22 protein-coding genes are annotated in these 24,802 nt (G+C 36.3%); 2 read left to right on the top strand and 20 right to left on the bottom strand.

Annotated elements, in window-relative coordinates; genetic code table 11:
* Positions 1-103: 103 nt before the first annotated feature.
* The 9 genes from ESZ47_RS04300 to gnd form a co-directional block, all read right to left on the bottom strand.
* Positions 104-403 carry a DUF1292 domain-containing protein gene (locus tag ESZ47_RS04300; RefSeq protein ID WP_148605071.1) on the bottom strand — a complete coding sequence of 100 codons (300 nt, stop codon included), beginning with the start codon at positions 401-403 and terminating at the stop codon, positions 104-106.
* Positions 404-482: 79 nt separating this feature from the next.
* Positions 483-914, bottom strand: coding sequence for a Holliday junction resolvase RuvX (gene ruvX, locus ESZ47_RS04305; protein WP_148605073.1), 432 nt, complete (start codon positions 912-914; stop codon positions 483-485).
* Positions 914-1,165 carry an IreB family regulatory phosphoprotein gene (locus tag ESZ47_RS04310; RefSeq protein ID WP_148605075.1) on the bottom strand — a complete coding sequence of 84 codons (252 nt, stop codon included), beginning with the start codon at positions 1,163-1,165 and terminating at the stop codon, positions 914-916. The genes ruvX and ESZ47_RS04310 overlap by 1 nt, the downstream gene beginning before the upstream one ends.
* 96 nt (positions 1,166-1,261) lie before the next feature.
* Positions 1,262-3,943, bottom strand: coding sequence for an alanine--tRNA ligase (alaS, locus tag ESZ47_RS04315; protein ID WP_148605077.1), 2,682 nt, complete (start codon positions 3,941-3,943; stop codon positions 1,262-1,264).
* Between the two features lie 253 nt (positions 3,944-4,196).
* Positions 4,197-5,531 (bottom strand): aspartate aminotransferase family protein, encoded by a 1,335-nt coding sequence (locus ESZ47_RS04320; protein ID WP_148605079.1) that lies wholly within the window; start codon positions 5,529-5,531, stop codon positions 4,197-4,199.
* Positions 5,532-5,592: 61 nt separating this feature from the next.
* Complete coding sequence (locus ESZ47_RS04325) at positions 5,593-7,023, bottom strand: APC family permease (protein WP_148605081.1); 1,431 nt, start codon at positions 7,021-7,023, stop codon at positions 5,593-5,595.
* A 212-nt stretch (positions 7,024-7,235) separates the two neighbouring features.
* Positions 7,236-8,618 (bottom strand): gluconate:H+ symporter, encoded by a 1,383-nt coding sequence (locus ESZ47_RS04330; RefSeq protein WP_148605083.1) that lies wholly within the window; start codon positions 8,616-8,618, stop codon positions 7,236-7,238.
* A gap of 81 nt (positions 8,619-8,699) precedes the next feature.
* A complete protein-coding gene (gntK, locus tag ESZ47_RS04335; protein ID WP_148605084.1) occupies positions 8,700-10,238 on the bottom strand; it encodes a gluconokinase in 1,539 nt (512 codons plus the stop codon).
* Positions 10,239-10,345: 107 nt separating this feature from the next.
* Positions 10,346-11,254: a phosphogluconate dehydrogenase (NAD(+)-dependent, decarboxylating) gene (gnd, locus tag ESZ47_RS04340; RefSeq protein WP_148605086.1), complete on the bottom strand. Its 909-nt coding sequence runs from the start codon at positions 11,252-11,254 to the stop codon at positions 10,346-10,348.
* A 131-nt stretch (positions 11,255-11,385) separates the two neighbouring features.
* Between gnd and ESZ47_RS04345 the strand changes: the two genes are divergently transcribed.
* Entirely contained in the window at positions 11,386-12,240 is an 855-nt protein-coding gene (locus ESZ47_RS04345) for a MurR/RpiR family transcriptional regulator (protein WP_148605088.1), read from the top strand.
* Positions 12,241-12,269: 29 nt separating this feature from the next.
* On the opposite strand, the gene budA is transcribed toward ESZ47_RS04345, so the two are convergent.
* The 4 genes from budA to ccpA all read right to left on the bottom strand — a co-directional run bounded on the left by budA (position 12,270) and on the right by ccpA (position 17,586).
* On the bottom strand, positions 12,270-12,989 hold the full coding sequence (budA, locus tag ESZ47_RS04350) for an acetolactate decarboxylase (protein ID WP_148605090.1): 720 nt from the start codon (positions 12,987-12,989) through the stop codon (positions 12,270-12,272).
* A gap of 167 nt (positions 12,990-13,156) precedes the next feature.
* The gene (locus ESZ47_RS04355) at positions 13,157-14,506 is read right to left on the bottom strand and encodes an MFS transporter (protein ID WP_148605092.1); all 1,350 of its coding nucleotides are present in this window, start codon (positions 14,504-14,506) and stop codon (positions 13,157-13,159) included.
* Positions 14,507-14,606: 100 nt separating this feature from the next.
* The gene (locus ESZ47_RS04360) at positions 14,607-16,469 is read right to left on the bottom strand and encodes an acyltransferase family protein (RefSeq protein ID WP_148605732.1); all 1,863 of its coding nucleotides are present in this window, start codon (positions 16,467-16,469) and stop codon (positions 14,607-14,609) included.
* A gap of 109 nt (positions 16,470-16,578) precedes the next feature.
* Complete coding sequence (gene ccpA, locus ESZ47_RS04365) at positions 16,579-17,586, bottom strand: catabolite control protein A (protein ID WP_148605094.1); 1,008 nt, start codon at positions 17,584-17,586, stop codon at positions 16,579-16,581.
* A 206-nt stretch (positions 17,587-17,792) separates the two neighbouring features.
* Between ccpA and ESZ47_RS04370 the strand changes: the two genes are divergently transcribed.
* Positions 17,793-18,890, top strand: a complete 1,098-nt coding sequence (locus ESZ47_RS04370) for a M24 family metallopeptidase (protein ID WP_148605096.1) — start codon at positions 17,793-17,795, stop codon at positions 18,888-18,890.
* A 31-nt stretch (positions 18,891-18,921) separates the two neighbouring features.
* Here the strand turns inward: ESZ47_RS04370 and ESZ47_RS04375 are convergent, their stop codons facing one another.
* The 7 genes from ESZ47_RS04375 to recG all read right to left on the bottom strand — a co-directional run bounded on the left by ESZ47_RS04375 (position 18,922) and on the right by recG (position 24,742).
* Positions 18,922-19,659, bottom strand: coding sequence for a CPBP family intramembrane glutamic endopeptidase (locus ESZ47_RS04375; RefSeq protein ID WP_148605098.1), 738 nt, complete (start codon positions 19,657-19,659; stop codon positions 18,922-18,924).
* Entirely contained in the window at positions 19,652-19,858 is a 207-nt protein-coding gene (locus ESZ47_RS04380) for a hypothetical protein (RefSeq protein WP_148605100.1), read from the bottom strand. Before ESZ47_RS04380 ends, ESZ47_RS04375 begins: the two co-directional genes overlap by 8 nt.
* Positions 19,859-20,692 carry a Cof-type HAD-IIB family hydrolase gene (locus tag ESZ47_RS04385; RefSeq protein ID WP_148605101.1) on the bottom strand — a complete coding sequence of 278 codons (834 nt, stop codon included), beginning with the start codon at positions 20,690-20,692 and terminating at the stop codon, positions 19,859-19,861.
* A gap of 45 nt (positions 20,693-20,737) precedes the next feature.
* A complete protein-coding gene (locus ESZ47_RS04390; RefSeq protein WP_148605734.1) occupies positions 20,738-21,193 on the bottom strand; it encodes a SprT family protein in 456 nt (151 codons plus the stop codon).
* Positions 21,194-21,298: 105 nt separating this feature from the next.
* Positions 21,299-21,547 (bottom strand): acyl carrier protein, encoded by a 249-nt coding sequence (gene acpP / locus ESZ47_RS04395; RefSeq protein WP_148605103.1) that lies wholly within the window; start codon positions 21,545-21,547, stop codon positions 21,299-21,301.
* Positions 21,548-21,597: 50 nt separating this feature from the next.
* Positions 21,598-22,644: a phosphate acyltransferase PlsX gene (gene plsX, locus ESZ47_RS04400; protein WP_148605105.1), complete on the bottom strand. Its 1,047-nt coding sequence runs from the start codon at positions 22,642-22,644 to the stop codon at positions 21,598-21,600.
* A 67-nt stretch (positions 22,645-22,711) separates the two neighbouring features.
* A complete protein-coding gene (recG, locus tag ESZ47_RS04405; RefSeq protein ID WP_148605107.1) occupies positions 22,712-24,742 on the bottom strand; it encodes an ATP-dependent DNA helicase RecG in 2,031 nt (676 codons plus the stop codon).
* Between the last annotated feature and the right edge of the window lie 60 nt (positions 24,743-24,802).

Below are 24,802 nucleotides of genomic sequence, written 5' to 3' on the forward strand. Positions count from 1 at the left end.
TTTATAGTTTATCACTTGATAAGCCATGATGGAAGAGATTTAACTGTATTTAAATAAAAAATACCCATGATTATTAATCATGAATATTTCATATCCTAGCAATTTAACTGAAATTAGAATCATCTTCAAGGAAGGTATTCAAAACTTCTTCAACCATATCCCATTCCTTATCATCTTCAATTTGAATTAGCTCTTCTTCTGTAGCTTCGCCATTTTCATCAGGGTTAAAGATATAAGCTTGAATATCTACTTCTTCATCATCTTCAATACCCTCTGGTACTAACAAAATATAATCTTTTTTATATTCATCTGAATGAAAGGTGAATAATACTTCGAAAAGTGCTTCATCACCATTCTCATCAATTAATGTAATCTTTTGTGCTTCTGCGTTGTTTTCGCTCATGTTTTTTTCCTTAGTTTAGATGTTCTGTAATTTATTATACAATAAAAGCCTTGTTCCGTATAGGGACAAAGCTTTCAAACTATTTTGTTAACTTACCTTTTGAATCTAAATAATTCTGTAAAATAAACTCAGCAGCTATTTTATCAATAACTTTTTTACGCTTCTTACGTGAAATATTAGCTTCTTCAATTAGCATACGTTCGGCTTCAACGGTAGTCAATCTTTCATCTTGAAAATCTGTTGATAATCCAAACCGATTTTCAATCATTTGTGCGTAGTTTCTTGCTGCTTCTGCACGTGGTCCCTCAGTATTGTTCATGTTCTTTGGTAACCCAAGGACAACTCCTTGAACATTTTTTTCAGTAATGATTTCGCCAAGACGATCAAGACCAAACTCTTTTTCATCTTCATTGATACGAATAATTTCTACTCCTTGAGCAGTCCACCCCATTGGATCACTGACTGCCACGCCAACTGTACGGCTACCAACATCTAATCCTAATATTCGCATTATTTTTTTAAATAGGCGTGCACAAGTTCTTCTATGATTTCGTCACGTTCATGGCGTTTAATCAAATTACGCGCATCGTTTAAGCGAGGAATATAGGCTGGATCACCAGACATCAAATAACCAACGATTTGGTTAATTGGATTATAGCCTTTTTCTTCCAATGCATTGTACACGATTTCAAGCGTTTCATGAATATCTTTTGGCATTTGATTACCGAAATCAAATATCGCTGTTTCGTCTCCGACTGTCATAGCACACGCTCCTTTCTTTATAAATTATCTCTAAACTAACCTGTTTGTTCACTCATTATACTACGCAATAATCGTATCAATCAAGTTACAAATAAGTTACTTATTTGCTAAGAATGCAGTGGCTTCAGTAAAAGCATCTTCGATGCCTGCAGCGTTTTTACCGCCAGCTTGTGCCATATCTGGACGGCCACCACCGCCACCACCAATACGAGGTGCAATAGCTTTGATTAAATCCCCAGCCTTAATACCTGCTTGATTAGCTGCTAGGGATGCTGCCACAATTAATGAAACTTTTCCTTCAACTACTGTCGCTAAAATTAAAATATCTGATGGATAAGTTTCTTTCCAATTATCAGCAACTTGGCGCAATCCATCCATGCCAGATACCTTTAACTGTGAAGCAATATAAGTATGACCATTAATGGTGTGCACATCATCAAATATTTCACCAGCCGTAGCATTAGCTAGTTGAGATTCTAGTGACTCAACTTTTCGTTGCGCTATGCGTAAATCATTTTGCAAATCATAAACCTTTTCTGGCGCGTCAATTGATTTTTGTGCTTTTAGCGTAGTTGCAATATCTTTCAGCGCCTTTTCTTCAGCCTTATATTGCGATAATGCTTGCAATCCAGTCACTGCTTCTATACGACGTACACCAGCACCAATACCAGATTCACTAACTATCTTGAAAAGACCTAATTCTGAAGTTGAAGTAGCGTGTGTACCACCATCAAACTCTTTGTTAAAATTACCAATTGATACAACACGAACTTTGTCACCATATTTTTCGCCAAATACTGCAACTGCACCTAATTTCTTAGCAGATTCAATATCAGTTTCCAACCAATTAACAGGCAGATTTTTAGCAATTTCCTCATTCATAAGTGTTTCTATGTTATCTAGATTTTTTTCAGAAACCGGTCCTTCATGGTTAAAATCAAAGCGTAAATACTCTGGTTCTACCAAAGAACCAGCCTGATGAACATCGCCACCAAGTATGTTACGCAAGGATTGATCTAACATATGTGTAGCAGTATGATTTTTAGAAACAGCAATATGACGTGCCATATCAATCTTCAAATCTACCTTGTCCCCTAAAGCAAATCCCGAAATAGTATTCACTGTATGAATATGTTGACCATTTGGTGCTTTTTGAACATCCACAACTCGAGCAAGGACATGACCATTAACACTTAACACATCTCCAAAATCAGGAACCTGTCCACCCATTTCAGCATAAAATGGTGTTACGTCAAAAACTAATTGCACGGTGCGATCAGCATCCACTGTATCCAATAAAGCATCCACACCTTGATTATCTTGACCAATAATAGCGACAATCTCTGCATCATTTACTTCAGTTTGAGACCAGCCAACGTATTTAGAGTCTACATGTAAATCAGTTAAAACAGCGTTTTGAACACCCATTGATTTATTATTAGAACGAGCGGCACGAGCACGGGTTCTCTGTTCTTGTAATGCTTCATCATAGCCATCAACATCAATGGTTAATCCTGACTCTTCCGCTTGTTCTTGTGTTAATTCCAATGGAAATCCATAAGTATCAGATAATTTGAAAGCATCGGCACCGCTAATTTGGTTTTGCCCACTCTTTTTAGCTTCTTCAATAACGGTATTTAACAAAGATAAGCCACCTGTTAATGTTGCATTAAAACGCTTTTCTTCGGCTGCAACTGTCTTTTGAATTTTGGTAACATTCTGCTTAATTTCTGGATAATAACTTTCCATGATGTCACCAACAAATGGTACCAAGTTTGTTAAAAATTGACCTTTAATACCGAGCTTTTGTCCATGCAACACAGCACGACGAAGCAAACGACGAATTACATAACCACGACCTTCATTAGAAGGTCGTGCGCCATCACCAATAGCAAACGTTATAGCACGAATATGGTCAGCAATAACTTTGAAACTAATATTTACTTCAGAATCAGCACGATCATCATACATAAATCCATTAGCTAAATTTTCTGTAGCATGTATGATTGGCAAGAACAAGTCTGTATCAAAATTAGTACGACCATTTTGGAAAACCGATACAACACGTTCTAATCCCATTCCCGTATCAATATTTTTATGTGGTAATTCTGGATACTGCGAGTTATCAGTTAAACCAGGTAGATGATTGAATTGTGAAAAGACAAGGTTCCAGATTTCTAGGTATCGTTCATTTTCTCCACCTGGGTACATTTCTGGATCATCATCTGCTAAATCTTGAAAAGCTACACCACGGTCAAAGAATATTTCAGAATCAGGACCAGACGGACCTTCGCCAATATCCCAAAAATTATCCTCTACTTCATAGATATGATCATCTGGTAAACTTGTTTTTTCTTGCCAAATTTTTTTAGCTTCCTGATCTTTAGGATATACCGTTACGTATAATTTTTCTGGATCCAAACCATACCATTCCGGACTAGTTAATAATTCCCAAGCCCATGGAATCGCTTGTTCTTTGAAATAATCACCAATAGAAAAATTCCCCATCATTTCAAACAGTGTGTGATGTCGTGCTGTTTTGCCAACATTTTCGATATCATTTGTTCGAATAGCTTTTTGTGCATTTGTAATTCGCGGATTACTAGGTACAATAGTACCATCAAAGTATTTCTTCAAGGTTGCAACACCTGAATTAATCCATAACAATGTTGGATCATCTTGCGGAATTAAATTTTTTGACGGTACGACTTCATGTCCTTTAGAAGCAAAAAAATCTAAAAACATTTGTCGAATCTCTGATGAGCTTAATTCTTTCATAAATTATATTCTCCTTAAATAATATAAAAAGACCAAAACAAAGTGCGGACGCTCTACCGTGGTACCACCGCAATTTGTAATGATCTTAAAAATCTTTACCTTTATAACTCATAACGCTGAGGAGCGGTGATTTTTCAATCACAATTTAGTCTAGTAGCACAAAAGAACCGCTGTGTGTTTTTCATCAGCCAACACATTTCTATATATCATACAGTTTATTTGCATGTCCAGAATTCTTAATTATTATATCATATTACCAACCAATATGATTATCTGTTTTTGGTAAAGAAATTTTCCCCGCTGCTAACTCAGAAAACGCTTGTTCTAAAATATTAAATGCTCGTTGTAGCGTTTCTTTTTCGATAACCAGTGGTGGTTGAAAACGTAACGTATTTCCCCTCAAACTAATCATAATCGCACCTAATTCAAAAATACGATAAATTAATTTATTAGTTGCGTCACTATCCGGACGGCCTTTTTCGTCAATAATGTCAATGCCACCATTCAAGCCATAGACACGAACATCGCCAATAAAAGAGTAACGCTTAGCTGCTGAATCAAAGAAAGTTTTAGCGAGATTACCAAATTGTTTGGAACGTTCAATTAGATGTTCTTCTCTAATAACATCTAATGTTGCCAATGCAGCCGCGGCTGTCACCGGATTCCCTGCCGTTGTATAGACATTAGCTGGTGCTTCCAAACTAGACATAATTTCTTTACGCCCAATAACAGCACTTAACGGTAAGCCACTAGCAATAGATTTACCAATGCTCATTATGTCAGGAGCAATACCAAAGTGATCTATCGACCACATTTTACCAGTTCTGCCTAGCCCTTGATTAACTTCGTCCACAGCAAACACAATACCGTTTTGACGAGTAAATTCATAAACCAATTCCATATATCGCTGTGGTGCTTTAATAATACCACCGTCTCCCTGTATCGGTTCAATAATAACCAGCGCTACTTCATCAGCGGGTAGATAAGTTTCAAACGGTAACTTAAATTGATTAAACATCCGAATCGAAAAATCATCTTCTGATTCCCCAGATAAACGTTGATGTTGGTCAGGATAAGGTATTTTCACTATATTAGGTAATAATGGACCAATTTTCCTAGTCATGTTTAAGCTAACGCCAGAAATTGAAATTGAACCATATGTTGATCCATGATAGGCCCCTGTAAAACTTATTACATATTGTTTTCCTGTATAACCACGAGCAAATTTGATAATAGCGTCATTAGCATCTGATCCAGAATTTCCAAAAGCCACTTGCTTTTCAAAATTTCCAGGTACAATATCAACTAACTTTTTAGCTAGCTTTGCTGTGCTAGTATTAGCAAAATAGGCTGGCGTGTATTGTATTAACTTTTTAGCCTGATTTGTAATAGCTTGAACAACTTTTGGATGCGCATGTCCTGTATTTGTGGCACTAGCACTTGCTAACAAATCAATGTAATCATGACCATCAGCATCGGTAATAATAGCGCCATTTCCATGGTCAACAACAATATCAAAATACTTAACTCGTGTAGCATCTGCTAAATTTTTTTTCTCTTCATTCAAAATTTCTTTATTTTTTGACATATTTGACAGCTTTCAGAATTTTTTATACAAGAAAAGCCCTGTAATACCAGGACTTTAAAAATTATTTTTGAGATAACTTACTGTGCTTAGAACCATATAGTGCATAAATAATCAAACCAAGTACGAACCAACCAAAAGCATAGATTTTTGCTTGATTATCCAGTTCATAGAAAATAAATCCTGAGCCCAATGCTGCTAATGCTGGCATAACAGGATAAAATGGCATCTTAAACCCTGGTTCTTGAATATCTTTCCCTTCACGAGGACGTAATGCATAAATACCAAGCGAAACAATAATAAAAGCAATTAATGTACCGGCAGAGATTAAGCCAGCTAACTCTGTAAAGCTAAACACAGAACCAATTAAGATAGCAATAATAGATAATACTAACAATGCATTATTTGGTAAGCCTTTATCATTAACTTTCCCTAAGAAACTTGGTAACAAGCCGTCACGGCCAAAGGCATAAAGTAAACGAGAACCAGCCAGCATCATACCTATGATTGCTGTGAACATACCTACTAATGCCACAACTGATAGTAAGTTCGATGTAAATTCATGGCCTGAATGCAACAATGCCCATGCAGCAGGAGCAGCATTATCAGCATACTTTGTGTAATGGAACATACCTACTAATACAAGCGCAACTGTCACAAATAGTATCGTTGCAACAATCAAAGAACCAATAATACCACGAGGCATTGTTTTCTTTGGATCTTTTGCTTCCGCAGAACTTGCAGCTATTGAATCAAAGCCGATATAAGCTAAGAAAATTTGTGAAGCCCCAGCGAAAATTCCTGGCCAACCACCAAAATCAGTTCCAGCCTTATGTGCTGGGATAAATGGTACATAGTTACCAGGATGAATAGCTGTCAAGCCAACACCAATAAAGATCAAGATAACCAATACCTTACCAACAACTAAAATATTTTCTACACGAGCAGTCGTATTTGTACCACGCCATAGTAGTACAGCAACAATTAACACGGCAAATAATGAAGCTATATCAATGACACCGCCATTTCCAGCCGCAAAAGAGCTCGCTAACGCTGGTGGCAACACTAAGTTATGTGAACCAAGGAATAATTTAAAGTTAGCAGACCATCCGGAAGCAACAAAAGCTACGGCAATAAAGTATTCTGCTAACAATGCCCAACCAGCTATCCAGCCAAATACCTCACCAAAGACAACATTTGCCCATGAGTAAGCTGAACCTGCAAATGGCAATGCTGAAGCAAATTCAGCATATGCAAATGCTGCAAGTCCGGAAACAATAGCAGCTATAACAAACGAAATTGCAACAGCTGGACCAGCATGATTTGCTGCAACAATGCCTGGCAATGTAAAGATTGCTGTCGATACAATTGTACCAATTCCTAAGGCCAACATTTCTTTGACACCTAATGTTTTTCTCAAATGGCGGTCACTGGTAAGGAAACTAGCAGGGCTCGCTCTATGAAACCACCCTGTTTTTATTTTTTTTTCTGACATACGTTTGTTTATCCCTTCAACTCTTTAAAAGTTACTTTAATATATTAACATTTTCTAATTTTATTGTCAATATTTCCCATATAACAAATGATTATACCAATGAAATTGTTATTTTGGTTGATTTAAATAATAAAATATATTTGATACACAAAATAAATTGCATCACTTTTTTTAAACTAAAAATGCTATTCCCTACAGGAATAGCATTTTTATTAAGCAAATATTGATGTCATAATCAAAATAATAATCAACCCGGTTACCGAGATGATTGTTTCCAAAACAGTCCAGATTTGGAAAGTTTGTTTTACTGATAAATCAAAGAATTCTTTGAAGATCCAAAAGCCAGCATCGTTAACATGCGATGCAATCAACGAACCAGCACCGATAGCTAAGGCAACAAATACTGGTAATAATGTATTACCCGGGTTAGCTGCTAAAATTCCAGTCACAATACCAGCTGCTGTCATACCAGCAACGGTAGCTGAACCCACGGAAACTCGTAAGACAGCGGCTACTGCCCAAGCAAACAATACAATAGCGATTGGACTCATTGCCCCACCCGCTTGAAAGATTGTTGCAATTTTATCAGATAATCCAGATGTTACTAATACACCACGTAAGGCGCCACCACCACCGACAATTAGTAAAATACCTGCAACAGCAGACATCCCTTCATTTAATGATTTGCCGACTTCCACCATTGTTTTTTTCTGCCAAATACCCATTGTAAAGATAGCAAAAACTAATGCAATTGTCATAGCTACAGCTGGATTAGCTACAAATTCAACAATTTGATCAACTGTATTGGGATTTTTTGGTGTTACACCGCCAGTATAAATCAATTTATAGATTGTTGCGATAATCATGAATACTAACGGGAAAACTGAAGTTAATACTGATAATCCAAAATTTGGTGTTGCTTTTAAATCATATTTTTTAGCCGGACCAACGGCTTCAATTTCCGTTTTAAATTGAAAAGCATCTGGTGCATATTTTTGCGCTAATTTAGTAAATGCTGGACCAGCTACAACTGCTGTAATTACTGAGACAATCAAGCCAAAAATCAACATCATACCAATATTAGCGCCTAAAGCTGAGGCAACAGCTGTTGGTGCTGGCTGTGGTGGTAAAAACCCTTGCGCTGAACTCAAGGCAGCGGTCATAGAAATACCTAAGTATAGTAAAGGTACACCGGCTTCAATAGCAACCGCAAATACGATTGGAATTAACAACACCATACCAACACCAAATATCATAGAAATACCAATAATAAATGATGCAATTAATACTGCCCATTGTAGGCGTTTAACACCAAACCAATCAATCAAGGTTTTAGCAATACGGTAAGATCCTCCAGCATCAGCTACTAAACGACCAATCATACCACCAAAGATAAAGATTACTGAGTTTGGTCCAAGAATATTTCCAACACCCTCGCTACCCAGAACAGCGTTTGGGATTTCCATAGGTTTCATGCCTAATAATAATGCCAAAATAAAAGCAGTAATAATCAGTGAAACAAATGTGTTCAATTTTAATTTAGCAATTAACACCAATAAAATTAAAATTGACACCACCAACATAACAAATTCCATCTACTTGTGTTAACGGTCTTTAACCGTTATCTCCTTTTCATCACAAATACATTCTTCCCCACTAGTATTTCTATAGCTAAATTATTTTGAATGTTTTCTTTGATAGTTAGCAATATTTTGATATTCTGTCTGCAGTTGTCTAGAAAGACGAATAAAAATTGGTGCTAATTCTCGATAGGCTTCAAAGTTTTTAGGCTCTGGTAGGTAAGTGTTAGCTGCCCCTACATATTTTTCGATTTCATATAAACTATCAATTTTCCCTAAAGCTTTTTGGGCTACAATAACTGCGGCTAAGGCACCAGATTCAAATGCTTCTGGCACAGTCACTGGTTGTTCAAAAATATCAGCAAACATTTGGCGCCACAATGGTGAACGTGCAAAGCCACCTGTTGCCTGAATTGACTTCAAACCACCTACAACTTCTTCAAGCGCCAAGCTCACCATGAACACATTAAATGTAATACCCTCTAGCACAGCACGCAACATATGTGCACGAGTATGGCCATGATTCAAGCCAAAGAATGATCCACGAGCATTGGCATCCCAAATTGGGGCACGTTCACCGCCCAGATACGGATGAAAAATCAACCCTTCAGAACCAGCAGGAATGCGCTCTGCTATTTCTGTTAATAAGTCGTAAGAATCCTTTCCCAATAAGGCAGCTGTTGATTTTTCAGCATCAAACATGTTATCACGTGCCCATCTAAATACATCCCCACCGTTATTAACCGGACCACCTACAACCCAATTATCTTTATCTAATGCATATGTAAAGGTACGTCCCTTTGGATCGATAACTGGTTTTTCAGACACAACACGAATTGCGCCCGAAGTACCAATTGTAATAGCTGCAACACCTGGTTTAACCGCATTAACTCCTAAGTTTGATAATGGCCCGTCGCCAGCACCATAGACAAACGGTGTATTAGCCGGAATACCAATCAATGTGGCATATTTTTCAAACATATTGTCTTCATATTCATAAGGCTCTACAGGTAGAGGTAATTGGTCTTTACGAACACCTGTAACTGCGAGCGCTTGCTCATCCCAATCTAAATTAAAGATATTAAATAAGCCAGTGCCTGAAGCAATAGAAATATCCATCTTATTTGAACCAAAAAGTCGATGGAACAAATATTCTTTAATTCCTAAGTAATGACCTGCTTTATTATAAATATCAGCGTGTTCTGCCTTAAGCCATAATAATTTTGACAATGGTGCCATGGGATGAATAGGTGTACCAGTATTTTTGTAAATCTGTTCCCCTAATCCATTTGCTTTTAATTCTTCAGTGTACTCTACTGCGCGCGTGTCAGCCCATGTAATAGCGCGTGTTAATGGCTCCCATTGTTCATCAAACGCGATGAGCGAATGCATTGCTGAACTAAATGATACTGCCGAAATTGTGTTTCCTTTGCTCAAATTAGCATCTCGAACCACTTCAGATAACGCAGAAATTAATGCCTCAAACAGTTCGTTCAAATCTTCTTCAGCCATATCGGGCAAATTACGATATAATGGATAACTTTTATTTGCACTTGCAACGACCACGTTTTGATCATCAAAAAGAACAGCTTTTGTCGATGTTGTGCCGACGTCGACACCAATCATATACTCCATTTGTCTACCTCTATATTGATGTTAAGCGTTTATTATTTTCTCTTCCATACAGAAAAAGCTCCCTATAGTGGGAGCTATGTTCATCGAAATGAACAAATATTTTTTAATTATTTTGCTGCGTCCATTGCGTGACCGCCAAAGCCGTTACGCAAAGCTGAAACAACCTTACCAGTAAATGTGTCATCTTGCAGTGAACGGTAACGCATTGCTAATGATAAGTAGATAACTGGTGCAGGTACGTCCAAGTCCAATGATTCTTGAACTGTCCACTTACCTTCACCTGAAGAATGCATACGACCAGCGATAGCATCCAAATGTGGATCCTTGGCAAATTGTTCTTCAGCCAATTCCATCAACCATGAACGGATAACTGATCCGTGGTTCCACAACTTTGAAACAGCTTCGTAGTCGTAGTCAAATTGTGAAGCTTCCAATACTTCGAATCCTTCAGCAATAGCTTGCATCATACCGTATTCGATACCATTGTGAACCATCTTCAAGTAGTGACCTGAACCCAAACGACCAGTATACAAGTAACCATCTTCTTCAGAAATTGACTTAAACAAAGGCTCGATAACCTTCCAAGCTTCGGCATCATCGCCACCAATCATGAAGTTACCACCATTACGGGCACCGTTCATTCCACCAGAAGTTCCGGCGTCAAAGAACTTAATGCCAGCAGCAGAAGTGCGCTTGTTTTGTTCTAAGTTATCCTTATAGTTAGAGTTACCACCATCAATAATGATGTCGCCCTTATCCATCTTCTCAATCAATGTATCGATTGTTGAGTTAGTTGGTACACCAGCTGGTACCATAACCCAAACTGCCTTTGGAGATGGCAACTTTGACAACATATCGTCAATGTCAGAAGCAGCTTCAACTGATGCTGAATAATCAGTTGCTTCCTTAACAAAGTCAGCATTTAAATCAAATGCAACAACTTCATGACCGTTGTCAACGGCGTTCTTTACCAAGTTCAAGCCCATCTTACCAAGGCCGATCATCGCAAACTTCATGTCTACTTACCTCTTTGTTTTTTGAGTTTTTAATACAACTATTATTATATGAAAAAAATTTACACAATGCAACCTTATTATTGAAAATTGTTTTCTAATCTTGTATTATTAGTTTAACGGAGCATTAAAAAATGGCAAATAATATTATTGCCCAATTACGGGCACAACGAAAACAATATAATACAACGGAACAAAAATTCATCGATTTCATCATTAATAATGTCGGCCAAGCTAGCGAAGCTAATATTCAAGAAATGTCTGAACTATCTGGTGTATCCACGGCCACTATTTCACGTTTTGTGAAAAAAGTCGGTCTAGAGTCATTCCGTGAATTTTCAGTTTCATTGGCAAGTGCTGCCACTCAAATGACAACATCAGTCGATTTATTTGGTGAAATTGCCGATAGTGATGATACAATTGCGGTTGCTCAAAAAGTCTTTGGTGGCGCAGAAAATGCGTTGGCAGCGACTATCAGCAATTTGACTGCTAACCAATTAGACGAAGCAACATTGGCTTTGATATCTGCCCGTCGAGTTGGTTTTTTTGGTATTGGCGGATCATCTATTGTTGCTTTTAATGCTTATCACAAATTTTTACGTACACCCATTGATGTTATTGCTCATCCGGATTATGACGTGCAATTAATGCAAGCTGTTAAACTAAATTCAAATGACACAGCAGTTGTTATTTCGCACTCTGGTAGAAATAAAGATACACTACTCATTGCTAAAAAATTACATGAGCATCATGTAAAAATAATTGTTATAACCTCTTTCAAAGACTCACCTTTAGCAAAATTAGCTGATTTAGTGTTGCTTTCTTTAGCAGAAGAAGTTAATTTCCGTAGTGAGTCAATGAGTTCTTTAATTGCTCAACTCACTATTATTGATACGTTATTTACATTAGTTGGTTCACATTTGTCTCAAGATACACAATATGTTGTTGATACAATGCGTGATGTTATTGAAGAAACGCGTGCACATTAAAAGGAGCTCTCTCGGAGCTCCTTTTAATGTTAATTTTTTCCGCCTTCACTAGCTTCAATCGCTTTATCTAAGTCAGTAATGTCTTGATTCATTGATCTAAAATCTTCATTATTGATTGGTAAATGTTGCAAAAAATTATCAAAAATCTGAATAGTTCCATCAACATCTGTGGCATTGAAATCCAAAACATGACCGGCAAAAGCTAAATCATCTGACAAGAAATGCAAATGCCATCCAGCAGCCGTTGGTCCACCAAATACTTTTGGTGCATAGTAACCAACCAATGTACCGATTATATTTTCAGCTTCAAATTCAGGTTGTTGTTCCGCGACTTGTAATAAACTGGGGTAAGGTTTTTCCTGTCTAGCAACAATACGTACGTGAACGTGAGAGAACTCACCATGTACTTTTAAAGCAGAGAAAACATTAAATAGTTGTTTATCTTGAAGGCTTTTTGTCAATTCACTATAATTCACTTGCCTGAATGGTAATTTTTGACTCACTTCTGGTTGATCAAAATGAATAGATGCAAAGGGTAATGTTGTCTGCTTATCAGTTATATGATGGACTTTTCCCGAACTATCAGCCTGATAGGCTTCACCATTTAGGAAAATACCTTCACCATCAAGACCTTCAAAAGTACCGATTCCAGTGTCCCCATGTTCCAACATTTCAGCAACAGTAATTGTTCCTGACATTTGACGTGCCACCAGTTGTGCTAAAGTTCCATGTTGATATATTGTAGTCATCTTTTGCCTCACTTCTTAACTATCATTTTAAGTTTTAATGCTCAACATTGCAAATAATCAAGTGAATTACTTTTTATATGGCCGTTACACAACCTTCGTCAATCATATATTTTCCCCATTTCACATGCAGAATTTAAATAGTATTTACCACAAGACAATTTACTACCCTATTCATTTGACTTTATTCGTATTGTTAATAATAAGCCAACTACTGGTACAATTAAAAACCATCGACTTGTGAGCAAGAGCGCATTTATAAAGGAATCGTTCGCATTAATAGTAGTAATTAATATTGATGCAATAACGACACTACCAGCACCAATTACTTGACGCATAGTTGTGATAATCGCTGTCCCATGACTGACCAATTTTTTTGGAAGTGCATTATTTGCAGCAGTTATTGCCGGCATCATAATAAACGCATTACCTCCTTCAAGGAGCATTGCTGCTACTAAACAAGCAAACCATGAAGCTGCACCGAATACACCCAGTAATGCGTAACCTACAAACATCATTGTCATACCAATGTAAACTAACTTTTTCAAGCCAATTTTACTTAACATTACACCAGATTTTGGGTTTAATTGGCTCAAAAAAACGGCTGCTGGCACCATGAGCAAACCTGACCATAATGGAGTAAAATTAAAAATTTTTTGATAAAATAAAGGCATCAGTACCGTAGCAATAATTAATCCAGAATATGACAAACCCGTTAACAACATTGCCGGAACATATCCTTGATATCTAAAGACTTTTAAATCCAAAAAAGGTTGCACTAACTTCATTTGACGAACAATAAATATGATTAACAAGCTAATACTCAGTATCAAAATAACCCACCATGCAACACCAACACCTGTCGTTGGTATCATTGATACATCATACAATATACCACCAAATCCTAGTAAAGTAACGGCTGAAAACCAATCAAAAGGGGCTGGATTCATCTCATGCGTATTCTGTATTTTACTTTGTAAAATAACTATCAAAATAGATAATATTACAAAAAATAGTATAAATAATGCACGCCAAGAGATCCACTGTAGAACAATACCTGAAATAATTGGACCAACAGCTAATGCTGACCCCATAACTAAGCCGACAACTCCCATGGCGATACCACGTTTACTTTTATCAGTATTCTCGATAATTACGCTTTGAAATGTTGGAAACAAGGCACCCACAGCTAGTCCCTCTAATAACCTTCCAATAATAATACCAGTAAAATTAGGCGTTACCATTGCAATAAATGTACCAATTAAAAAGATACCGACAATACTATTTAATAATTTTCGTAAGGGTACATTATCTAACAACCATGGACTGAGTGGCATGACTAATGTCATAGCAACCATAAAACCAGTGGTTAACCACTGCACTGTGCTAGCATTAACATTAAAGTTTTTCATTAAAATTGGATAAGTTGTGGTCATCGTTGACTGACTAATCGACATAATAAATGCAATTGCTAGCAAAGATAATGAAAAAGGTGTTAATTGCTTTATATTTTTAAACATTAAATTCCCCAAAAAACTTATTTTATATTCATTCTAATATAAAGATAAAAAAATTTCAACCGTACTATTTATATTAAAAAATAAATTAATTTGCTTATATTTATTGAATATGATGGACTACGCCTACTTTTTCAACGATTAATCTAACATAATTACGTGCACCTAGAGCGCCCTGATGTACACCATCGTCAGCAAACCAGTCTGCATGTTGTTTAGCTAAACCATACCAATTAACCACATGCAAATTTTTATAATCTTTGTCAGCCTTCTGTAACATGGCATTATTGTCTTTTTGCCATGGCTTACTTTGTACAAAATTATTCACCCAATAAACTTGTCTTTTAGCACCAAATGTTTTCATCATTCGATCTAAATCTGAGCGTCTGATTTCTCCATTAGTACCCAGACCTACTAAAATATTTTCTGATAATTGGTTGTTATGAGCCATTTCTGCGACCAAACCTGGCGCTTCATATGCCTGCCTCCCTACTTTGGCATTAACAATTACATTAGGATTAATATCTTGTAAATATGGAGCAGCATCTAGCATAACTGAATCACCAATTGCGGTGAATGACATTTTTTTAAAATAAAGATATTGATTACCATTTAAAGCATAGGTGTCAATTATTTTTTTATCATCTGTTGACGTTTGATTCTTATTCGATGGCACAGTAGATTGATTAGCAGAGTTTTTTGCGGCCTTGTTTCGTTTCGCCACTTCTTTCTTATTTTTAGATAGTTTTTGCTGTAATGCAGTTTGCGGTTGATCTTGATTGGCTCTTTTATCGGCTAATCCATGCGCAATAAAAAGAAAAAAGACTAAAGTAATAGTTAATGCAAAAAAGAATCGATTACGTGAGTGTATCAACCACGACCCTAGTTGACGTAGTTTAAGCCCATTACGGAAAATATTCTCAATGTATCGATAACTTATTTCACTTACAAACAAGACTAATATTACTTCGGTAATTGTATGCCAAGTGTTGGGCTGATAATTAGGTACCAATTTTTCATAAAAGACAAAAATTGGTAGTTGGTATAAATAAATACTGTAAGAACGTGTACCTAGATATGCCAGAATCTTATTATCAAATAATTTTGAAAACAAAGAAGCTGGATGCGCTGTAACTGCTACTAAAATCGTTCCTACTATACTAATTAAATACATTAAACCATAATATGTGTTTGGCTGTTGACCATTTAAAGCTGCCATTGCCACACAAAAAGTTAAAAGAGCAATAATGCCCACACCATTTAGATAGTACCGTATATGCTGGTTAGCATTACTTGTTAATTTACTGGAGGGCCAAACAAAGGCAAGCGCAGTGCCCAACAAAATTGCAAATAGACGTGTATCAGTACCGTAGTATACACGATTAATCATTGTTGGACTATATAACACAGCCATTGTAATTGCACTAATCAATGAAAAAAAGGCTAAAGCACTCGCAACATAGATTTTCTTAAATCTTAAGCGTAAAATCCCCCAAACAATTAATGGCCATATCAGATAAAATTGGCCTTCTATAGATAATGACCACAAATGAGTAAAAGGTGATGCACCACCAAATTGCTGAAAATAAGATTGTCCGTGCCCAATTGACCAAAAATTGTAAACATAAAATAAATTAGTCTCAATAATGGGACGTAAATTATATATTAAGTCACGATCAAATAACAAAATTACAGTAACCACAACGAACAACATCCCTACTAGAGCAGGATATAATCGTTTAATTCTACGTTTGTAAAATTGTATGACAGAAATACGATAATTTTGATCATACTCCTGAATCAACAAATCAGTAATTAAGTACCCTGAAATCACAAAAAAAAGCGGTACGCCTAACCAGCCACCGACAAATTTTGTAGGCATCAAATGAAATAAAATAACTCCAACAACAGCCAAAGCACGTAGGCCATCGAAGCCCTTTATATAGCGTCTTTTTGGACTCTTCATCATATTAACCGTTATGTTCCCTCAATAATATTAAATACGAATCATTTATAGCATTACTTTAATTTTACTTTTATTAACATAACGTGTCAAATATTTCAAAAACATTTCCTCACTTGATTGTTGTACCGCGCTTTTCAAATGTATGTGGTAATGTGACCTGCATATTATCAACAACTTCGTTATTCATTAATTTCGTTAACATACGCATAGCAACTGCACCAATATCATATTTGGGTTGACCAATTGAAGTCAGTGCTGGTCTCGTTACAATAGCAAATTTAGTATCGTTTGACGTAATAATCTCAAAGTCATCCGGAACTGACTTACCTTGATCAAACATATAATTCATAATGCCTAATGCTACTTCATCATCATGGACAATTGCAGCAGTGGCATTAGTAGCATATATTTTTTCTGCTAGTTGGTACCCAGCTGCATAATCTTGATGAGATGAGAATAACAATGTTTCATCAAAATCTTGCCCATTGGCTTCTAATCCACTTTGATATCCAACCAAACGATGTTGCTTGTTGATTGCATATTCCATCGGTCCAGTTACTAACGCAACACGTTTATGTCCATTATTAATAACCATTTCAACAGCTTCTTTAACAGCAGCGACATAATCAATATTAACACTAGGTAAAACTTTTTCCGCATCAATTGAACCAGCCAGTACAACCGGCGCATCAACAGAAGCAATTGTCTTTAATACTTCTCGATCTAACTCGTTACCCATGAAAATAATACCATCGACTTGTTTACTAGCAAGATTATTAATGGCCATTGTTTCACGTACAGGATCTTCGTCTGTATTTGTTAGCAATACGTCATAATGGTACATATTAGCAACATCATCAATACCACGGGCTAATTCAGAGTAATACATATCTGTGACATCAGGCATAACAACACCGATTGTTGTTGTCTTTTTTGATGCCAATCCACGGGCTACAGCATTGGGATGGTATCCTAATTCCTCAATAGCATCTAAAACTTTACGTTTCGTTGATTCACGCACATTACTGTTTCCGTTTACAACACGTGACACTGTGGCTAATGATACACCAACTCGACTAGCCACGTCATATATCGTAGCTGTTTGCTTTTTTTGCATAGTTTATTCCTCTTTATGACTGATTTATAATTAGATTTAATTTTAAAAGTTATCTACACTATTATATCAAATCAGCGTCAAATTGCAAACGCTTACAACATTAATTATAGTCGCTTTCACAATTGTTTCACCTTGTTACAAGAAAAGATTCATGAATATGAAAGTGATACAATATGTTTATATAAAATTTCACAGGAGTTCGTGTTATGAATGTAGAAAAAATCCACGCATTAACTAATTGGTTATCGCAAAAAGAATTATCTGGCGCAATCATCACAAACTATCATAGTGTCGCCTATTTAAGCGGTTTTGAATCAGATCCTATTGAGCGTGTATTGGCACTTGTACTGTTAGAAAATCATGAACCATTTTTGTTTGGTCCAGCCCTTGAGGTTCATAGCATGAAAGAAAGTGGTTGGAACTATGATGCTATTGGCTACGAGGATCAAGAAAACCCTTGGTTAAAGTTGACAATGCAACTTAAAATGAAAACAAACGGTCAAAAATTTGCTATTGAATCTGATAATTTAACCGTTGCGCGACTTAATTTATTGCAATCGGCATATCCTGATGGTGACTTTTCGATAGATATCACTGATCAAATTAATTACCTACGTCTCATTAAAACACCAGCAGAAATTGCACATATGAAAGCTGCCGGACGTGATGCCGATAAAGCTTTTAACATTGGCTTCAACGCACTGAAAAACGGCATATCTGAACTAGCGGTAGCTGCTGAATTAGAATTTGAACTTAAAAAATCTGGTATTACGGGTATGAGTTTTGAAACTTTGGTTCAATTTGGTGAGCACGCAGCTGATCCACATGGATCAACATCAACTAATACACTTAAACCTGGTGAAATGGCCTTATTTGATTTAGGAACTATGTCTGAAGGTTATGCTTCCGACGCTACAAGAACAGTAGCTTTTGGTGCCGTCAGTGATGAAGCAAAAAAAATCCATGCGGTCACACTCGAAGCACAACTAGCTGCGCAATCACAAGCTAAAATCGGTATGACGGCTAGTGAGTTGGATAGAATTGCACGAGATGTCATTAAAGCAGCTGGTTATGGTCAGTACTTTAATCATCGCCTTGGTCATGGTTTAGGATCATCTGTACACGAGTTTCCATCTATCATGGCAGGAAATGACATGGTATTGGCGGAAGGCATGGTATTTTCTATCGAACCAGGCATATATGTACCTGGTGTCGCAGGAGTGCGTATTGAAGATAGCGGCTATATGAGTAAAGATGGTTTCGTTTCTTATACTAATACGCCAAAAGATTTGCTACAATTTTAAAGTAAAAAGCACTGGTCTAGGCCAGTGCTTTTTAATGTAAAGCTTTCTCAGTAGCTATGATTAAAATAGGTATCATCGATAAACCATTATTTATCATATGGATTGCGATACTATTTCGCAACTCACCAGTTTTCTTATAAACATATGCTAAAATCATGCCCATAGTGGCATAAATAACAAAACTCAAGGTATCAGCTAAATTAGTTGGAATATTTCCCATATGCGGTAAAGCAAAAATCATGCCTGATAAAATAACATTCCCCCACCACCAATTTTTACGGAAAAAATAATTTAAAATCAATCCGCGAAAAATCATTTCTTCAACTACAGGGGCAAACAGAACACCATAAATCACCATGCCAACCATTGTAACACTAAAACTTGATGTTAATTCGTTAATGGCTGCTTGATTTTCACTGATGCTCACACCTGTTAAATGAATACGTAGCTGTGCCAATATTCCTTCAACAATGATCATCAGGAACAACATACCAACTAACCACCATAGACCACGCCAATTTCTAATATTTGGTTTGGTAAATATTGGTCCCTCAATGTTCTTTTTCAATAAAAAATAAACATACCAACCTAAACCACTATAAAAAAGAAGCATAAGGATTACACAAAGTATCTGTACCCAAACATTATCAATGTTATTGGAAATAGCTAAAGGCAGTGGCGCAATCACTAATAAAAATAAAACCACCATAAAATTAATTATTCTCATAATTAATGACTGAGGTGTTACATCGTCTACCATTTTAATCATCATTATCCTCGCCGAGTGTCAACTTTTTCTTTTGCCAATATAGCCATACATAACCAATATTAAAAACAATAAACAAAATAATGACCAATACTATAGTTAACCATAAAGGCCAACGTTGCTGGTCACTTAACAAAAATATCAAAACAAATAGTAAGACACTCACAATAGATATAATTACTCTTACAATTAAATTACCCATCTATTTTCCTATATGTCCATCAATGAATTCCGCTACAGCGCCTTCGTTATTCGTTTTTGATAACACTACATCTGCTAATTCCTTAATCTCTGGTTTAGCATTGGCTACAGCTACACCAACGCCTGCAGCTTTAATCTGCGCTGCGTCATTTAGGTTATCACCCAAAGCGGCAACTTCATCACGAGAAATACCTAGCATCTTAGCAAGTTCCAAACCAGCAGATCCTTTATCGCTACCTTTAGGGTTAAATTCTACGTACCGATTTGAACTAAATGTTGTTAAGACATAATCTGCAAGTTGTGCATTAACAGTATCAGCAATTTTTTGCAAAACCATTGGATTAGTATGTTCAAAAATAACTTTCATAATTGGTTTCTCATATGTTAAAAAGTCAAGATTGGCATCCGTCATTTCCGTGTAAGGAACATTACGCTCTTTCATGTATCTTTCATCATTTTTAGAAATGTTGTGAATAAAAAGAGTATCCAACGTATATATATGTGTGTCAATATCCGATTGGATTTGTCCTAAGCTAAAAATACTTTTCGCTAGTTCTAAATCCATGCCATGTTGCACAACAATATTTTCAGCACCATTGGCATTAATTTCAACAATAGCACCGCCATTATATGATACAACGTATTGCTTCTCTTGTTGATTCAATCCCAAATCTCTTAATGTACCAAAAACTGACTTATATGAACGTCCCGTATTGGGTACAAAATAACCACCATCTTGCACAAACTTCTGCACTGCGACAATATTTTTTGCGTTAACACTACCATCATCATTAAGCAATGTTTCATCTAAATCCGAAAGAATTAATTTTATCATCATAATCTCCAATTAAGTTTGTATATTCATTATAACTAAAATGAATTATTTATTCGATAATTCTCCAATAAACTTTATTTCTGATTGGCATTGACCACAACGATATCGTGCAACTGGAAATTTTCTTTTTCGGATGATACGATGTCCGTTTGCACAACGGTACAACCATTGATGCTGCGCATGTTGACGTTTACCAATATCTGGTGCATAGCGAGCCCCGCCAACTTTTATCAGTAATTTTTTAAAATCTTTATCCTGATGTCGATATCCTTGATGATTCAAATGTAAATGATAGTGTACTAATTCATGCTTGATAATACCAACAAAATCAGCTGTTTTAACCATTTTAGGATTGAATTCAAGATTGTGTGTTGTTAACAAATACCGTCCACCTGTAGTACGTAAGCGTCGATTGAAACTTGCCTTATGTTTAAAAGGTTGTTCAAAAAATTGCTTTGAAATTTTTTCTACGAGATATTGTAATTGTTTATTATCATCCATCTTCATTAACGCAAGCCTTCACAGTATGGGTATGAAAAAAAGCCCTATACAAATGACTATATGTGCAGGAACTCTTTCATTAAAATGGTAAGCTATATCGTTTTATTAATTTTGATGATCAACAATATAATCAACAGTTTGCTGCAATGTCACTAAGTTTTCTGCATCATCATCAGAAATTTCAACATTAAACATATCTTCAACTTCTAATACTAATTCAACGAAATCAATTGAATCTGCATCAATATCTGTTAAAAAATTCAAATCAGGTGTAATATTATCTCGCTTGACATTAAAGCGTTCCGCAATCTCGTCAGCCATCATATTATAAATTGCTTCTTTTTCCATTGCCATTATAATCTACTCTCCAGAACTTATAATCTAAAAAAACATTATATCACAACTTATTCATTGATTTGTGATTGTAATTCATTTTTAGCTACCTGTAATTCATCTTTGTGGTCTACGATATAAGATTGAATATCTGGAATCAGATTTTTTTCAATCATTTTCTTTATTTGCCCCATGGTATTGGCGACAGCATTCGCCTTAGCAGATCCATGTGTTTTAACGACTGGCGCATTAACGCCAAGAATAACGGCCCCACCTGCCTCATTGTAGTCTAATTTTCTTTGAATATCTTTAAAAGCAGGTTTTAGTAGTAAACCACCCATTTTACCACGCAAACCAGTTTGCAAAATGGCATGTTTAATTTGCTTTAACATCATCAAAGCAGTGCCTTCCGTAGCTTTCAAGGCTGCATTTCCTGAAAATCCATCAGCAACCACAACATCAGCAGTGCCTTCTAGTAATTCACGCGCTTCAATATTTCCTATAAAGTTAAAGGACTTTGAATTTTTCATTAATTGATGTGCAACTTTATGAATTTCATCACCTTTATCTTCTTCGGCACCATTGTTCAACAAACGTACACGTGCATTATTGATACCCAGAACATGAGAAGCATAAAAACTTCCTAATATACCGTATTGATAAAGATGTGCTGGTTTACTTTCAGCATTAGCACCTAAATCCATAAATACAAATTGATCATTTTGTCCATCAAAACTTGGCAACGCTGTTGCCAAGGCAGGACGATCAACACCTTTAATGCGGCCAACCAAGAAAATAGCACTAGACAACAAGGCACCTGTGTTTCCAGCACTAAACAACGCATCTGCTTCACCAGATTTAACTGCGTTAGCTGCTCTAACCATCGATGAATCTTTCTTTTTTCTCATGGCTTTTACGGGCTCGTCACCCATTTCAATCACTTCTGTCGTTGAAATTAATTGAATACGGGTCCAATCTTTAACCAACGGTTTAACCTTTTCACTAGTTCCAAAAAGTAAAAATTCAATATCTTCGTAACGATCGCGAGCTATTTCTACACCTTTTACAATTTCTAGAGGGGCAAAATCACCACCCATTGCATCTATTGCTATCTTCATTATTTTAATATGCTCAACTAATTCAATTGAGCATTCCCTTTCTATGTGTTATAAATGAGTTAATTTCTTAATCTAAGTGTCGATAATGGGCCATTGTTTTAGATAAATAATCAACCAATAGTTGATTATCATCCTCCTTATCCCACGATTTATTACTGACTAATGCGATAGCCTCTTGTTGCGCAATTTCCATCATTTTCAAATCTTTAATTGGATCACCCACAGCAAATTCCGGAACACCGGATTGTTTAGTCCCTAAAATATCTCCTGATCCACGTAACTCTAAGTCTTTTTGAGCCAAAACAAAACCATCAGTTGTTTCAACCATTGCATCTAATCTTGCTCGGCCATAATCTGTTTTAGGATCAGCCACTAGTATTGTATAAGATTGTCGACTACCACGACCAACGCGACCACGCAATTGGTGTAGTTGCGCTAATCCAAACCTATCGGCATCCATAATTAACATAATACTAGCATTGGGTACATCCACCCCAACCTCAATAACCGTTGTTGCGACTAAAACTTGTATGGTATTGTTTTTAAACTCAGCCATTAACGATTTTTTTTCATCATTAGTTAATCGACCATGAAGCAGTCCAATAGTATAATTCGGTAATTCAAGTTTTAACGATTCATACATTGCTTGTGCATTTTGAACATCTAATGCTTCAGATTCTTCAATTAAGGGCGTTACAACATAGGCCTGTGCACCATCAAACAGTTGCTGTTTCAAAAAAGCAATTGCTGAATCAATTTGTTGATGCCTAATTTTTCGTGTTTGAATTTGTTTACGACCATTGGGCAATTGATCAATAATGGAGACATCCATTTCTCCATAAGCTGTAATTGATAATGTACGAGGAATTGGAGTGGCTGTCATTGCTAATATATCAGGATTCACACCATTTTCACGCAATTTGGCACGTTGGTTAACCCCAAAACGATGCTGCTCATCAATGACGGCTAATCCTAGATGATGAAACATAACATCAGGTTGTAATAACGCATGTGTTCCAACTAAAATGTCTATTGTACCATCAGATAAATCTTCTAATAGTTGCCTTCGGACAGCTACTTTCATACCGCTTGTTAGCAATTCAATACGAATATTGACTCCTGCTTTTTCAAACATCGTTGCTAAATTAACCGCATGTTGTTGCGCCAAAATTTCAGTTGGCGCCATCATGGTTGCTTGCATACCAGCCGTGACCACTGCGTACAATGCAATGGCTGCCACAACAGTTTTCCCAGAACCAACGTCTCCTTGTAATAGGCGATTCATATGAATAGGTCGCTTTTGATCCTGTAAAATTTCAGCAATCACCTTCTGTTGTGCTGATGTCAATGCGAAGGGCAAACCCAACTCAAACTGCCTTAATGCTTGTGCATCGTATCGAATCCCTTCCCCATGGAAATTTTTGTCTGCCAACTTTAGTAATTGCAATCGCATTTGGAAAATAAAAAATTCTTCAAATGCGATACTACGCCGTGCAAGCTTGGCTTGATCCATATCCGTGGGAAAATGCATATTTTCAATTTGAGTATTACGATCCAACAATCGATATTTTTGACGTAAAGATTTTGGTACTAATGAGCCTACAGTTCCTCGAACATCAGACCAAGCTAATTCAATTAAATGACGTATGGTTTTGGCACTAATCTGTTTAGAGGCAGGATAAATTGGATCTAACTCATTAGAAGCCATAGATATCATCTTTATCCCTGTTAATGCTGCCTTAGCAGCATCGTATGTACCATAAACTGCCACTTCTTGCCCAACATCGATATTATTAGCAACCCACGGTTGATTAAAAAAAGAAACCCGTATATTCTCGTGTTCCACCATTAAACCAAAGCGTGTTTGCGATCGTTTGCCAAAATGAGTGACAACTGCTGGTGTGCTAACGATACCTTTAAAAGTTGCTTTTTCTCCGTCTAATGTTTCTGAGGGTAATTTTTCACCTAAATCTTGATAACGAAATGGAAAATAATTTACTAAATCTTCAATAGTAAAAATACCTATTTCATGTAGTGCATCCAGACGCTTCGGCCCCACACCCGGTAAGATATTAATATTGTCTTCTAGGGTAATCATCTTGAATATTATAACATATAAAAAAAAGTCAATAACCAACTAAAATATTATTACTATACT

It is taken from the genome of Leuconostoc litchii (genome assembly GCF_008107645.1).
Taxonomy (GTDB): Bacteria; Bacillota; Bacilli; order Lactobacillales; family Lactobacillaceae; genus Leuconostoc; species Leuconostoc litchii.

What these genes read in the sequence shown, in the direction of transcription:
- ruvX (WP_148605073.1), bottom strand. Translation starts at nt 914, where the DNA reads ATGCGAATATTAGGATTAGATGTTGGTAGCCGTACAGTTGGCGTGGCA.
- gntK (WP_148605084.1), bottom strand. Translation starts at nt 10,238, where the DNA reads ATGGAGTATATGATTGGTGTCGACGTCGGCACAACATCGACAAAAGCT.
- ESZ47_RS04345 (WP_148605088.1), top strand. Translation starts at nt 11,386, where the DNA reads ATGGCAAATAATATTATTGCCCAATTACGGGCACAACGAAAACAATAT.
- ESZ47_RS04380 (WP_148605100.1), bottom strand. Translation starts at nt 19,858, where the DNA reads ATGGGTAATTTAATTGTAAGAGTAATTATATCTATTGTGAGTGTCTTA.
- ESZ47_RS04370 (WP_148605096.1), top strand. Translation starts at nt 17,793, where the DNA reads ATGAATGTAGAAAAAATCCACGCATTAACTAATTGGTTATCGCAAAAA.
- ESZ47_RS04320 (WP_148605079.1), bottom strand. Translation starts at nt 5,531, where the DNA reads ATGTCAAAAAATAAAGAAATTTTGAATGAAGAGAAAAAAAATTTAGCA.
- ESZ47_RS04360 (WP_148605732.1), bottom strand. Translation starts at nt 16,469, where the DNA reads ATGAAGAGTCCAAAAAGACGCTATATAAAGGGCTTCGATGGCCTACGT.
- recG (WP_148605107.1), bottom strand. Translation starts at nt 24,742, where the DNA reads ATGATTACCCTAGAAGACAATATTAATATCTTACCGGGTGTGGGGCCG.
- ccpA (WP_148605094.1), bottom strand. Translation starts at nt 17,586, where the DNA reads ATGCAAAAAAAGCAAACAGCTACGATATATGACGTGGCTAGTCGAGTT.
- ESZ47_RS04325 (WP_148605081.1), bottom strand. Translation starts at nt 7,023, where the DNA reads ATGTCAGAAAAAAAAATAAAAACAGGGTGGTTTCATAGAGCGAGCCCT.
- ESZ47_RS04385 (WP_148605101.1), bottom strand. Translation starts at nt 20,692, where the DNA reads ATGATAAAATTAATTCTTTCGGATTTAGATGAAACATTGCTTAATGAT.
- alaS (WP_148605077.1), bottom strand. Translation starts at nt 3,943, where the DNA reads ATGAAAGAATTAAGCTCATCAGAGATTCGACAAATGTTTTTAGATTTT.
- ESZ47_RS04300 (WP_148605071.1), bottom strand. Translation starts at nt 403, where the DNA reads ATGAGCGAAAACAACGCAGAAGCACAAAAGATTACATTAATTGATGAG.
- ESZ47_RS04310 (WP_148605075.1), bottom strand. Translation starts at nt 1,165, where the DNA reads ATGACAGTCGGAGACGAAACAGCGATATTTGATTTCGGTAATCAAATG.
- ESZ47_RS04390 (WP_148605734.1), bottom strand. Translation starts at nt 21,193, where the DNA reads ATGGATGATAATAAACAATTACAATATCTCGTAGAAAAAATTTCAAAG.
- plsX (WP_148605105.1), bottom strand. Translation starts at nt 22,644, where the DNA reads ATGAAGATAGCAATAGATGCAATGGGTGGTGATTTTGCCCCTCTAGAA.
- ESZ47_RS04330 (WP_148605083.1), bottom strand. Translation starts at nt 8,618, where the DNA reads ATGGAATTTGTTATGTTGGTGGTGTCAATTTTAATTTTATTGGTGTTA.
- ESZ47_RS04375 (WP_148605098.1), bottom strand. Translation starts at nt 19,659, where the DNA reads ATGATTAAAATGGTAGACGATGTAACACCTCAGTCATTAATTATGAGA.
- acpP (WP_148605103.1), bottom strand. Translation starts at nt 21,547, where the DNA reads ATGGCAATGGAAAAAGAAGCAATTTATAATATGATGGCTGACGAGATT.
- gnd (WP_148605086.1), bottom strand. Translation starts at nt 11,254, where the DNA reads ATGAAGTTTGCGATGATCGGCCTTGGTAAGATGGGCTTGAACTTGGTA.
- budA (WP_148605090.1), bottom strand. Translation starts at nt 12,989, where the DNA reads ATGACTACAATATATCAACATGGAACTTTAGCACAACTGGTGGCACGT.
- ESZ47_RS04355 (WP_148605092.1), bottom strand. Translation starts at nt 14,506, where the DNA reads ATGTTTAAAAATATAAAGCAATTAACACCTTTTTCATTATCTTTGCTA.